This window comes from Pseudomonas moraviensis, assembly GCF_900105805.1.
GTDB classification, from domain to species: domain Bacteria; phylum Pseudomonadota; class Gammaproteobacteria; order Pseudomonadales; family Pseudomonadaceae; genus Aquipseudomonas; species Aquipseudomonas moraviensis_A.
Genome location: NZ_LT629788.1, coordinates 3,116,972 through 3,128,780 on the forward strand (window position 1 = coordinate 3,116,972; position 11,809 = coordinate 3,128,780).

The following is an 11,809-nucleotide window of genomic DNA, read 5'->3' on the forward strand; positions in this document are numbered from 1 at the left end:
CTTCAGAACTGCGGAGCCGGCACAGGCGCGATGGCGTCCCAGCCTTCTTTGACCGTTGTCAGCAGGCCGGCCACTTCGTCGAGGACACGTGGATCGCTGCTGATATTTGCTTCGGCAAGGCGCTTCATCATGTAGATGTACAGGCCATCCAGATCGGCCAGCGCCTCTGCATTATTTTCGAGATCGAGACCTTCGCGCAGGCCACTGACGATGCCGATAGCCTTGCTGATCGCCGTGCATTTGCCGGGGATGTCCTTGCGCTCGATGGCGCCTTTGGCCTGAGCAATACGGGCCAGGCCACCTTCCATCAACATTTGCACCAGGCGGTGCGGGCTCGCTTCGGACGTCTGCGCGTGCGCGCCGACTTTCTGGTATTGCCGAAGGGCTAACATCGGGTTCATGTTCTACCTCATTGCCACGTTGACTCGTATAACCAGTGTATCGCCAACCGCTCCGAAAACTTTAGATCAAAAGACAAAAACCCGGCGCACGCCGATAAAGCGTAGCCGGGTTTTTGTCGTGACTGACTGTTACTTCGCCGACTGCTGCGCGTTCAGCGAGCTGAAGAACGAGGTGATGTTGCTCGCCGTTGCCTTCATCTGCCCGACCAGCAAGTCCATGGCATTGTACTTGGCGGTCAATGTCGACGTCAGGTTAGCCACGCGCAGATCCAGCGCCGCCTGCTGCTTTTGCAGGCTCGATGTCAGATTCGTAAGGTTGGAGCTGCGCTGATCGAGCAGTCCACCAGTCTTGACGTACGGATCAACCGCCGCAGTCATACGCGCCAACAGACCATTCTTGGCATCGGTACCGCTGAACAGCTGTTGAACCTGGCCAGCCATGCCCGGAGTTTCCATACGCTTGTTGAACACCGCAGTGTCGAGCGTCAGCAAACCGGTCTTGCTATCGGTCAACACGCCCATCTGCGACAGCACGGACAATTGTCCTGCTCCGCCCGCCCCCGGATCGGTCAACTGAGCACGCACATCCGCCATCAACGAACGCGGCAGAGCATCGCCCGTGAACGCCGCCGACACGGTCAGATTGCCATCGGCATCCGGCGTAGCCTTGGACAAGGTGTCGATGGTTTTCTTCAGGGTGTTGTAGGAATCGATGAACGATTGCAGGGAAGTCTGGATGCCGGCGGTATTGGTCGCAACCGAAACGGTCGCTGGAGTAGCAACGCCATTGACCACCGGGCTGGCCGAGGCCAGATTGAGTGTCATGCCGCTGATCGCACCGGTCACGGTATTGGTCTTGCTGGTAACGGCCAGTCCGTCGATGGTCAGGCTGGCATCCATGGCCAGTTCACCGACGGCTCCCGACGCCCCTGCCGCCGGGCTGGCGCCCATCTTCTGGGTACCGTCGATTTCCAGACCAGCGATCCCGCTGACCTGCAGGTCCATGCCGGCACCTGTCTTGTTCGAGCTGAGCACCAGCCGCGACGAGCCGGTGCTGTCGGTCACAATGTTGGCCGAAATACCGTTGCTGGCCTGAGCGGTGTTGATCGCATCGCGCGTGGACTGCAAAGTGGCATTGGCCGGAATCGCGACATTGTAATCAATGCCATTCTGACTGATTTTCAGAGTACCACTCGGAATGGCACTGGCGGCCCCGCCGGCGAAGGCGGCACTGGCTACTTTCGAGCCGGTGGCCAGGTTTTTCACAACAACGCTGTAGGTACCCGGTACGGCGGTTTTATCCGATGTGGCACCGACAACAGTCGGCGTGTCCGACGTCGCAGTGAAACCGGCAAACGCCGGGCTCGAAGCTTTGTTCAGATCACCCATCGCTTTCTGATACGCAGCCAGTGCACTTTTCAGCGAACCGACACCGGAGATCTTCAGGCTGTTGGTTTTGGTCGCGGTATCGATCTGCGTCTGCTTGGCAGACTTGTCGGCGTTGACCAGCGCGGTCACGATCGCGCCGATGTCCAGGCCGGAACCCAGTCCGGAACCCGGTAGAATTGGACTTGCCATGTGCATCTCCCTTCAGATTGTTGCCATTCTTTTGACCGTTACAGGCGTCTTGAGAACGAGCAAACACTATTCATGCCATTTATCAGACTTTGGCGTCGAACAACACGTGGCTTGCGTTGGCGAGGCTGTCCGCCAGTTTGAGGGCTTCAGCGGAAGGAATCTGTCGAACCACTTCACCTGTCTCGCTCGCAATCACCTTGACGATGACCTTGCCGGAATGCTCGTCAATCGAGAACTCCAGATTACGCTTGATCGACTGGACGAATTTTTCGATCTCTTGCACCGCCAGTTTCAACTTGGCGCCGTCCGAATCCTGATCCTTGGCAGCGACCGGCGCTTCAGTCTTTTGGACTTTAGGCAGCTCTGACGTTTTGTCAGCAACCGGTGGCACTGGCTTGGGAGCCGGATAAGACACGTTAAGCTTCACGCTCATGTCCATGCCCATCACCTCTTAACGAAAAAAAGCGAGAGAGCACGACCAGCGCACTCCCCCGCTCAAACCTGTTCCGAATTACTGAAGCAGTTTCAGTACAGCGGAAGGCAGTTGGTTGGCCTGGGCCAGAACCGAAGTGGAAGCTTGCTGCAGAGTTTGCTGCTTGGTCAGGTTAGCAGTTTCTGCGGCGAAGTCGGTGTCCTGTACACGACCCTGAGCAGCGGTGGTGTTTTCAGTGATGTTCTGCAGGTTGGAGATGGTGCTGGTCAGACGGTTCTGCGAAGCACCGAGGCTGGCACGGGTTGCACCGATTGCAGCGATAGCGGCGTCGATTGCAGTGATCGCGCTGTCGATGGCAACGGCTGCGTCAGACGGGCTGGCGCCGGTCAGGGCCAGAGTACCGCTACCAACCGACAGGCTGACGGCGTCGAACTTGGAGCTCAGTACCAGGTCGATGTGGTTAGCCGAACCAGTGTTTGCGCCCACTTGCAGAGTCACAGTACCAGCCGAACCGTCCAGCAGGTTCTTGCCGTTCAGGTTGGTCGAAGCGGAGATACGGGTGATCTCGTCCGACATCTGAGCGAATTCAGAGTTGGTAGCGGTCTGGTCAGCGGTGCCGTTGGTACCGTTACGGGCTTTAACAGCCAGTTCACGCATACGCTGCAGGATGTCGGTAGTGGCTTGCAGAGCGCCTTCAGCGGTCTGGGCAACGGAGATACCGTCGTTGGCGTTCTGGATGGCCTGGGTGTTACCGCGGATCTGCGAAGACATACGGTTGGAGATCTGCAGGCCAGCGGCGTCGTCTTTGGCGCTGTTGATTTTCAGGCCGGAAGACAGGCGCTGCATCGAGGTGGACAGAGCGTCGGAAGCGCGGTTCAGGTTTTTCTGAACGTTCAACGATGTGGTGTTGGTGTTTACTGTTAAAGCCATGACGAATTCCTCGTTGGTTGGGTACTGCGGCTTCCGGCCCTGGCAACCGCCGGGTATGGCCTAGAGAACCTTCGTAATAGTTATCGTCGGGTTTGCAGGTTGCTTGAGGGCTTTTTGAAAAAATTTTGCCATCACCACGCCACCCCCGAGAAAACAATGACTTAGCTGTACTTCAACCGCATAAAAATGACGTCATAAAACTGCCTGTCACGCAAAGCCGCGGGCCAGTGCTGCGCAGCAGTTCAGCGCCTGGCACTTTCCAGCAATTCAACCAGTTCGTATTCCATAGAGTCGGCCAGTCCCAACCAGTCCTGGCGCTCCTGGCAATCGAGCATTTGCATGAGCACCTGCGCCCACGCCTGCTGGATCTCTATTGGGGCAGACGACAGACATTGCTGGGCCTGCTCGAACACATCGACCATGGTCAACGCCGCTTCTACGTCACGCCCCAGACGAAACAATGCAGCGCATTGGCGACACTGATCCTGACTGTGATTCAGCGCACTCATTGCACGAACTCCGGATTGAAAGCGGTGCCGGCGATCAGCGCGCCGGCGCGGCTGCTGTTGAGAAATTCGACCTGTGGGTGCGCGGCGATATAACGCTCGAGCACACACAGATAGCCGCGAAAATTCAGCTGGGTACTGACGCGCTGACCATGGCCATCGCGCACCCAGTGCCGCGCCTGGGCCAGCGGCGGGCCCAGATCGCCGTCGCCCCAACCGGCGTGAGTCTTGTTCATCGGGAAGGCGAAGTCGGCGCCAAACAAAGTGATTCGGGGCGCGCCCATTTTTACCGCGAGGTCCACCGCCGGATGGATCACGCTGCCGCCGACGTGCAGCTCGCCGCGTGGATACTGTTCTTTCAGCTCGGCATAGATCGGGCTGGCCGAATAGCCGCCATAGCGCTTGCCCTTCCATGCCTTCAATATCTGCGGATCGCTCATCGGCAGGTACACCAGCGTAATGCCGTCAGACTTCTCGAAGGGCAAATGCCGAAAGCCGATGCGTTGATCGATGCTTACCACCAGATCAGGCACGATGCCGTGTTCGCGCAATGGTCGGTAGGCCGTATCAACGCAGATGAACACCGGTCGCTCGGCAAGCTGACGGATCGCCGCGAGACGTTCGAAATGCTGCTCCAGTGTCGGCCCGGTGGCGATTACGTAGACTTCGCGGCCAGCGCAGCTACCGAACAATTGCGCCACATCGCCATCGCCGAGCAACACTGGCAGACTTTCCTGCAAGCGCTGCCGGATTTCTGGTGACTGCGGATCGAAATCGCGGTTATTGAATGTCAGGTGCACTTCATTGATCAGCCGGTCGCGAATCTTCGCATTGAAGTCATCGGCCAGCAGCATCTCGGCCGGCAGGGCAAAGAACGGCGTGAAGAAGTCCGGGTGATCGCCGGCGTAAAACAGTTCGACCCGAGGGTCCTGCAGCCACTGGCGCTGATCGAGCAGTTGCAGCACCAGCGCGAACAGCGCGCCATTGAGGATGTGTACGTACAGGCGCTCGAGCCCCGCGCGCTCGAGCAGCACACCGGGCAAGTCGCCCAAGCCAGTGCCATAGACGTGCAGTTGCGGTTTTTCCGGCAGGCTCGCCGCCTGAATCTTCGCCTCATGCAGGCGATCATGGCGGCTGGTGAGCTGAATGCCGTCGACGCTCAGCGTCGAGCCCAGCCCTTGCACGAGTTCGGCCTGCACGGACGCGCTGTCTTCAGCCATCAATCGCTCGAACAGCGCCGGCCAGCGCCGTTGCAACACCTCGGCATTGGCTTGGAAAAACTCGCTCATGGCGCCTCGCGCTCCTTCTCGGGCAAAAAAATAGCGTTCAAGGTTAACCTTGAACGCTATTTTTGTATCAGTGGTTTTTGCTGCAGTTTACGGACGATAGATGATCGCCGAGCCCCACGACAGGCCAACACCAAAACCGCTCAGCGCAACGCGCTGCCAGTCGGAGTCGAGCACGTGCTTTTCCAACAGCAGCGGAATGCTCGACGACACGGTGTTGCCGGTCTCGACCATGTCCTTGATGAATTTCTCCGGCTCGCCTTCGAAGCGTCGCGCCACGGCGTCGACAATCGCCGCGCTGCCCTGGTGAATGCAGAATGCATCGATGTCATCGGCTTTCAGCCCCGAATCGTCAAGCAGTTCATGCAAGTGCGCCGGGACTTTCAGCAATGCGAAATTGAAGACCTGACGACCGTTCATGAAGAACACGCCGTTGCTGACTTTCAGGTGCGGTGCCCCGGAACCGTCGGTGCCGAACTTGGCCTTGCCCAGCGCCCAGCTCGGGTTTTCGCCCATCCACGTAGCGGTGGCGGCATCGCCAAACAGCATGGTGGTGTTGCGGTCTTCCGGGTCAACGATTTTCGAATACGGGTCCGCGGTGATCAGCAGGCCGTTCTTCAGGCCGGCGGCTTCCATGAAGCCCTTGATCGCGTAAATGCCGTAGACATAACCGGAGCAGCCCAGAGAAATGTCGAACGCTGCAACATTGGTTGGCAGGCCGAGTTTGTCCTGGACGATGGCAGCGGTATGCGGCAGGCCTTCTTCGTCACCGTTCTGGGTGACGACGATCAGAGCATCGATGGATTCACGTTTCAGTTCAGGGTTGCTGGCAAACAGCGCATTGGCCGCTTCCACGCACAGATCGGAGGTTTCCTGCTCAGCGTCTTTGCGCGGCAGGAACGCCGAACCGATCTTGCCAAGGATGAATTCTTCATCCTTCTCGAATTTTGCACCTTGTGCGTAATTGTCCACGCCGGCTACAGGAACGTAGCTCGCAATGCTTTTTATGCCAATCATTACGGCTTCCCAATAAAAAACAGCCCAAAACCACCGCTCGCAAGGATTCGAGGGGCGCCGACAAACAGAAAACGGCCGCCACGACGGGCAGCCACGGGAAGCGCAAAGGGCTATCACTGGAACCGCAAAACGGGCCAGGCGCCATCTCCCCGGTCAATACAATACAGTGAAGATGCGCGTTATGACTCGCAGGTCACGCTATTTTGCCGAATCGATGGCAGATTGGCTTATTCGATCAGCGACCAATCCAGTGGCGTACCACGCTTGATCGCGGTGCGCGCGCGGCGTCCGAGAACGGCATCGGTGTGCTTGGGCGGCAGACCGAGGCCAGGACGGATGGCGCGCAGATTGTCCACGGTAAATGCTTCACCGGCGGCCATGTCAGCGGTGACGTACAGCGAACGGCGATAGACCAGCGATTTTCGCTCAGCCTCGGTCACGCCGTAATGCACCTGCCCCATGGCCTGCCAGGCACGTTCGGTTTCGACCACCAGACTGGCCAGTTCCGCCGGTTCCAGGGAAAAGCTCGCGTCGACGCCACCGGCCGAACGATCGAGGGTGAAGTGTTTCTCCACCACCGTCGCTCCCAGCGCCACCGCCGCCACCGATACGCCGACGCCCATCGAGTGATCCGACAGCCCGACCTCGCAGCCAAACAACTCACGCAGATGCGGGATCGTGCGCACGTTGCTGTTGAGGGGCGTGGCCGGATAAGTGCTGGTGCACTTGAGCAGGACCAGATCCTTGCAGCCGGCCTCGCGTGCGGCGCGCACGGTTTCATCCAGTTCAGCAATGCTGGCCATGCCGGTGGAGATGATCAGCGGTTTACCGGTGGCGGCGACACGGCGGATCAACGGCAGATCGGTGTTTTCAAAACTGGCGATCTTGTACGCCGGCACCTCGAGGCTTTCGAGAAAATCCACCGCGCTGTCGTCGAACGGCGTCGAGAACGCGAGCATCCCCAACTCCTTGGCTCGAGCAAAAATCGGCGCGTGCCATTCCCACGGTGTGTGGGCTTTTTCATACAGATCGTAGAGCGAAGTGCCGGCCCACAGACTGCCGGGATCCTTGATGAAGAATTCGCCTTCGGCCAAATCCAGGGTCATGGTTTCGGCGGTGTAGGTTTGCAGCTTCAAGGCATGCGCACCAGCCCTCGCAGCAGCCTCGACGATTTGCAGGGCGACATCGAGAGACTGGTTATGATTGCCACTCATCTCGGCAATGATGAACGGCGGCGCGTCGGCACCAATCGTGCGGTGGCCAATCTTGAAACTAGGCATGCGAGTGATCCTTCAAAACACGGCTGAACGCGCAGGTTTCCTGGATGAACCCGGCGTCGCGGAAGACTTTCAATGAAGACTGATTGGCGGGCATGACCCGGGCATTGATGCGCGTCAATTGCGGCCAGTGCGCAGCGACGAACGCTTCGCCACGGCTGAGCACTGCCCTGCCCCAACCGAGGCCGAAACGCCCTTCCAGCAGATAGATCGACACTTCCGCTTCGAATCCGCGCAAGTCGTAGCGCAGCACCCCGACCGGGCCGTCATCCGCCTCGGCGATCAACAGCAGCCGCTGCGGATTGCGCAAACTTGCCATCAACCAGTTCAGATGCTGCGCCCAATCGATCACGCCGGATTCCAGCGACCAGCGCCGCACCGGCTCGGCATTGCGCCCATCGAACAGCAACTGCGCATCGTCCAGCGTCGCCGGGCGCAGTTTCAGTACCGCGCCGGCCAGCGCCGCCGCCACGCGTTCGGCACCGCGTCCGTCGACCAGTTGCCGCGAGCGCTCGGCGAGGCTCTGGCGCAGAAAATGATTGTCCATCACAAAGCCGACCGCATCGCGCAGTTGCTCGACGCTGACCTGCTCGCGCGCTCCCATGAACACATGCGCGCCGGCCGCCGCCATGACTTCACCGTTGGCCTGCTGATTGTTCGCCACAGCGATGCAGATGGTCGGCAAGCCGAGCGCCGCACGCTCCCAACTGGTGCCGCCGCCGGCGCCGATAAACAGATCGGCTTCAGTCATGCGTTGATGGAAATCGCTGACGAAACTGTGCAGGCGCCAGTTCGGCCGTGTCTCGGCCAAGGCCTGCATCTGCGCCCACGCCGGGTTGTCGGCGCCCGCGACGAAATCAACCTGCAACTCAGTGAAATCAGCCAGCGCCAACATCGCGTGATGAGTCTGCATCGCCGCGTCGAAACCGCCGAAATTCACCAGCACCCGCCGCGCCTTCGGTTTGATCTCGATGGCTTCGCAGTTGAATTCTTCACGGAGCATGGCGTAGCGCGGGCCGAGCAAGGTGCGACAGCCCGGCGGCAGCAGCGGCGCGTAGTTTTCACTTAAGCCGGACAGGTTCTGATTGAGCAGCAGATCGACGCTGTAGCGCCGCGTCGCCAGATCATCCACCGCGGCGATTCGATGCGCCCAGCGCCGGGCAGCGGTTTGCCAGTGATGATCGAGGCCGTAATGGTCGGCGATGATCCAGTCGAACGGCGCCTGCCCGTCCAGCAGCAAGCCCAGCGCATCAATGTCGAACTGCCACGGCAACATCGATTCGATGGCCTGCAGCGGGTCTTCATCACGATAGCGCTCGGGCAGCGCGAAGGTCTCGAAGCCTTCGGCCTTCAAGGCTTCGAGTCGATGTCCCGGCAAGCGCCGACAGGCAAACGCAACATGACTGCCCTGCCCGCGCAACACTCGCGCCAGCGTCAGGCAGCGGGCGATATGGCCGCTGCCGATGGCCGGCGAAGCGTCGGCACGGATCAGCACTCTCATGGCAGCTCTCCGCCGGCCTTGAGCGCGGCGTAGAGGTATTCGGCGCGTTGCCAGTCTTCGGGGGAGTCGATGTCCTGGACCAGATGGCGCGGCAGGATCACCGGCAGGCTGGCTGGCGAGAACAGCGTCTCGCCGCGCAACCACGCTTCGCTGCGCCCCCAGTAAAACTGCCCGGCATCCTGAAACGCTTCGGGCAGATCCTGCGAACGGGTGGTACGAAACTCCGGATAAAGCGACATCAGGGCGCCCTCCTCGTTGAGGGTCAGGGCGCGCTGCACGGGAAACCCGAAGCCGCACACCGAAAAGGCAAACGCCTTGTGCGGATGCTGCTTGAGCAATTCCAGGCCCTGACGCAGGTAGCGCACTTGCAACAGCGGTGCCGTCGCATACAGGCAACAGGCGTAATCGAATGCCGGCAGCTGCTGCAGGGCATGCACGATCACCGCAGCGGTACCGGTGAAATCATCCGCCAGATCGGCCGGTCGCATGAACGGCACTTCGGCGCCGTGCGCCCGTGCGACGTCGGCAATTTCAACATCGTCGGTACTGACCACCACGGCGTCGAACAGCGCTGATTCCAGCGCCGTGCGAATCGAGCGGACGATCATCGGTACGCCGTCGAACGGTTTGAGATTCTTGCGCGGGATGCGCTTGCTGCCACCACGGGCGGGGATGATCGCGACGCAGCTCACGGTGCCTTACTCCTCAAGCAGCAGCCGGCGCAGTTGCTCGACCACCTGATCCTGTTGTTCTTCGCTGAGCAAAGGGAACAGCGGCAAGCTGATCGCCTCGGCGTAATAGCGCTCGGCCTCGGGGAAATCGCCCTCGGCAAAACCCAGCTCGCGATAGTACGGCTGCAGATGCACCGGAATATAGTGCAGATTTACGCCGATGCCGGCGGCACGCAAACCTTCGAACACCTGGCGATGACTGAGATTGCAGCGCTCGGCCTGCAAACGCACCACGTACAAGTGCCACGCCGATTCGGCCTCCGGCTGCGCACTCGGCAAGGTCAGCGGCAGGTAGGCGAGCAACTGATCGTAACGCGCTGCGAGTTCGCGGCGCCGTGCGACAAATTCGTCGAGCTTGCGCAGTTGTGACAGACCCAGCGCCGCTTGCAGATCGGTGATCCGATAATTGAAACCCAGCTCGATCTGCTGGTAATACCACGGCCCGTGGCTCGGCTCGGTCATGTGCTCGGGATCGCGGGTCATGCCGTGGCTGCGCAGGCGTCGCAGACGTTCGGCCAGCGCCGGGCGATTGGTCAGGACCATGCCGCCCTCGGCGCTGGTGATGATTTTCACCGGATGAAAACTGAACACCGTCATCGCCGCGAATTCACCACAACCGACCGGACGCCCGGCGTAGCTCGCGCCCACTGCGTGGGAGGCGTCTTCGATCACGGTGAAGTTGTAGCGCACCGCCAGATCGGCAATCTTGCGCAGGTCACAGCTCTGCCCGGAGAAGGCAACGGCGACGAGGACTCTTGGCAGCGTGCCGTCGCGCTCGGCCTGTTCGAGCTTTGCCTCAAGCGCGAACGCATCGAGGTTCCAGGTCAGCGGATCGATGTCGACGAAATCCACCTCGGCGCCGCAATAGCGCCCGCAATTCGCCGAGGCGAGAAAGGTATTAGGCGAAGTCCACAAGCGATCGCCCGGCCCCAGACCCGCCGCCAGACAGGCAATGTGCAGCGCCGCCGTGGCATTGCACACCGCCACGGCAAAATCCGCCTGACAGCGCTCGGCCATGGCCTGCTCGAAGCGTTCGATGGTCGGCCCCTGAGTCAGCCAGTCCGATTGCAACACCTCGACCACCGCATCGATGTCTGCCTGATCGAGGCTCTGCCGACCGTAAGGGATCATACCGACAGCTTCGCGTGCAGATCGGCGATCTGCCCGACCGAAAGAAAATGCGGGTTGGTATCCGAGCGATACTCGAAATCCTCGCCCACGGCACGGCCGCGTTCGCCAAGTTTATCGACGGCGAAATCGACATCGACGCTGGTAAAACGAATCGACGGCTGAATCGTGTAGTGGTCGTCAAACTCAAGGGTCATCCGCGCATCGTCCAGCGGCACCATCAGCTCATGCAGCTTCTCGCCGGGACGGATGCCGACGTTCTTGTGCGGCAAATGCTCGGCCATGCCCCGCGCCAGATCGACGATGCGGATCGACGGAATCTTCGGTACGAACACTTCACCGCCGTGCATGCGCGCGAAGCTGTCGAGGACGAACTGCACGCCGTGATCGAGGGTGATCCAGAACCGCGTCATGCGCTCGTCGGTGATCGGCAGCTCCTGCGCGCCGTCAGCGATCAGCTTGCTGAAAAACGGCACCACCGAACCGCGCGAGCCAGCGACGTTGCCGTAGCGCACCACAGCGAAACGGGTCTGCTGCTCGCCAGCAATGTTGTTGGCGGCGACAAACAATTTGTCCGAGAGCAACTTGGTCGCACCGTACAGATTGATCGGGCTGGCCGCCTTGTCGGTGGACAGCGCGACGACCTTCTTCACGCCATTGTCGATGGCGGCGGCGATGATGTTCTCCGCGCCATTGACGTTGGTGCGGATGCATTCGGTCGGGTTGTATTCCGCCGCCGGCACCTGCTTCAACGCAGCGGCATGGACGACGTAATCGATGCCGCGCATGGCCTGACGCAAGCGCTCGGCGTCACGCACGTCACCGATGAAATAACGCATGCATGGCGCGTTGAACGTCTGCTGCATCTCGTACTGCTTCAGCTCGTCGCGAGAGAACACCACGACGCGCTTGGGCTGGTATTGCTCGAGCAAGCGGCGAATGAAGTTACGGCCGAACGAGCCAGTGCCGCCGGAGATGAAAATCGATTGTCCGTTGAACATGTGGTGATTCCTGTCCGGCC

At 60.2% G+C, this 11,809-nt stretch carries 12 protein-coding genes; all 12 read right to left on the reverse strand.

Annotation, left to right across the window (positions count from 1 at the left end):
* Positions 1 to 2: 2 nt before the first annotated feature.
* Positions 3 to 401 carry a flagellar export chaperone FliS gene (gene fliS / locus BLU71_RS13855; protein WP_041479013.1) on the reverse strand — a complete coding sequence of 133 codons (399 nt, stop codon included), beginning with the start codon at positions 399 to 401 and terminating at the stop codon, positions 3 to 5.
* Between the two features lie 129 nt (positions 402 to 530).
* Positions 531 to 1,979 carry a flagellar filament capping protein FliD gene (gene fliD / locus BLU71_RS13860; protein WP_083353310.1) on the reverse strand — a complete coding sequence of 483 codons (1,449 nt, stop codon included), beginning with the start codon at positions 1,977 to 1,979 and terminating at the stop codon, positions 531 to 533.
* 82 nt (positions 1,980 to 2,061) lie between these two features.
* On the reverse strand, positions 2,062 to 2,418 hold the full coding sequence (locus BLU71_RS13865; RefSeq protein ID WP_042607526.1) for a flagellar protein FlaG: 357 nt from the start codon (positions 2,416 to 2,418) through the stop codon (positions 2,062 to 2,064).
* 72 nt (positions 2,419 to 2,490) lie between these two features.
* A complete protein-coding gene (locus BLU71_RS13870) occupies positions 2,491 to 3,342 on the reverse strand; it encodes a flagellin domain-containing protein (protein WP_042607525.1) in 852 nt (283 codons plus the stop codon).
* Positions 3,343 to 3,584: 242 nt separating this feature from the next.
* Positions 3,585 to 3,851, reverse strand: coding sequence for a hypothetical protein (locus BLU71_RS13875; protein ID WP_042607524.1), 267 nt, complete (start codon positions 3,849 to 3,851; stop codon positions 3,585 to 3,587).
* The gene (locus BLU71_RS13880; protein ID WP_083353311.1) at positions 3,848 to 5,137 is read right to left on the reverse strand and encodes a motility associated factor glycosyltransferase family protein; all 1,290 of its coding nucleotides are present in this window, start codon (positions 5,135 to 5,137) and stop codon (positions 3,848 to 3,850) included. The genes BLU71_RS13875 and BLU71_RS13880 overlap by 4 nt, the downstream gene beginning before the upstream one ends.
* A gap of 87 nt (positions 5,138 to 5,224) precedes the next feature.
* Entirely contained in the window at positions 5,225 to 6,151 is a 927-nt protein-coding gene (locus tag BLU71_RS13885; RefSeq protein ID WP_083353312.1) for a ketoacyl-ACP synthase III, read from the reverse strand.
* Positions 6,152 to 6,378: 227 nt separating this feature from the next.
* Positions 6,379 to 7,431 (reverse strand): pseudaminic acid synthase, encoded by a 1,053-nt coding sequence (gene pseI / locus BLU71_RS13890; RefSeq protein WP_083353313.1) that lies wholly within the window; start codon positions 7,429 to 7,431, stop codon positions 6,379 to 6,381.
* Entirely contained in the window at positions 7,424 to 8,929 is a 1,506-nt protein-coding gene (gene pseG, locus BLU71_RS13895) for a UDP-2,4-diacetamido-2,4,6-trideoxy-beta-L-altropyranose hydrolase (RefSeq protein ID WP_083353314.1), read from the reverse strand. Before pseG ends, pseI begins: the two co-directional genes overlap by 8 nt.
* A complete protein-coding gene (pseF, locus tag BLU71_RS13900) occupies positions 8,926 to 9,621 on the reverse strand; it encodes a pseudaminic acid cytidylyltransferase (protein ID WP_065617412.1) in 696 nt (231 codons plus the stop codon). The genes pseG and pseF overlap by 4 nt, the downstream gene beginning before the upstream one ends.
* A gap of 6 nt (positions 9,622 to 9,627) precedes the next feature.
* Positions 9,628 to 10,791, reverse strand: coding sequence for a UDP-4-amino-4,6-dideoxy-N-acetyl-beta-L-altrosamine transaminase (gene pseC, locus BLU71_RS13905; protein WP_083353315.1), 1,164 nt, complete (start codon positions 10,789 to 10,791; stop codon positions 9,628 to 9,630).
* Positions 10,788 to 11,789, reverse strand: a complete 1,002-nt coding sequence (pseB, locus tag BLU71_RS13910; protein WP_064362069.1) for a UDP-N-acetylglucosamine 4,6-dehydratase (inverting) — start codon at positions 11,787 to 11,789, stop codon at positions 10,788 to 10,790. The genes pseC and pseB overlap by 4 nt, the downstream gene beginning before the upstream one ends.
* Positions 11,790 to 11,809: the final 20 nt, after the last annotated feature.

Bases quoted from the DNA above. Each gene is read 5' to 3' on its own strand.
- fliS (WP_041479013.1), bottom strand. From the start codon at position 401: ATGAACCCGATGTTAGCCCTTCGGCAATACCAGAAAGTCGGCGCGCAC.
- fliD (WP_083353310.1), bottom strand. From the start codon at position 1,979: ATGGCAAGTCCAATTCTACCGGGTTCCGGACTGGGTTCCGGCCTGGAC.
- BLU71_RS13865 (WP_042607526.1), bottom strand. From the start codon at position 2,418: ATGGACATGAGCGTGAAGCTTAACGTGTCTTATCCGGCTCCCAAGCCA.
- BLU71_RS13870 (WP_042607525.1), bottom strand. From the start codon at position 3,342: ATGGCTTTAACAGTAAACACCAACACCACATCGTTGAACGTTCAGAAA.
- BLU71_RS13875 (WP_042607524.1), bottom strand. From the start codon at position 3,851: ATGAGTGCGCTGAATCACAGTCAGGATCAGTGTCGCCAATGCGCTGCA.
- BLU71_RS13880 (WP_083353311.1), bottom strand. From the start codon at position 5,137: ATGAGCGAGTTTTTCCAAGCCAATGCCGAGGTGTTGCAACGGCGCTGG.
- BLU71_RS13885 (WP_083353312.1), bottom strand. From the start codon at position 6,151: ATGATTGGCATAAAAAGCATTGCGAGCTACGTTCCTGTAGCCGGCGTG.
- pseI (WP_083353313.1), bottom strand. From the start codon at position 7,431: ATGCCTAGTTTCAAGATTGGCCACCGCACGATTGGTGCCGACGCGCCG.
- pseG (WP_083353314.1), bottom strand. From the start codon at position 8,929: ATGAGAGTGCTGATCCGTGCCGACGCTTCGCCGGCCATCGGCAGCGGC.
- pseC (WP_083353315.1), bottom strand. From the start codon at position 10,791: ATGATCCCTTACGGTCGGCAGAGCCTCGATCAGGCAGACATCGATGCG.
- pseB (WP_064362069.1), bottom strand. From the start codon at position 11,789: ATGTTCAACGGACAATCGATTTTCATCTCCGGCGGCACTGGCTCGTTC.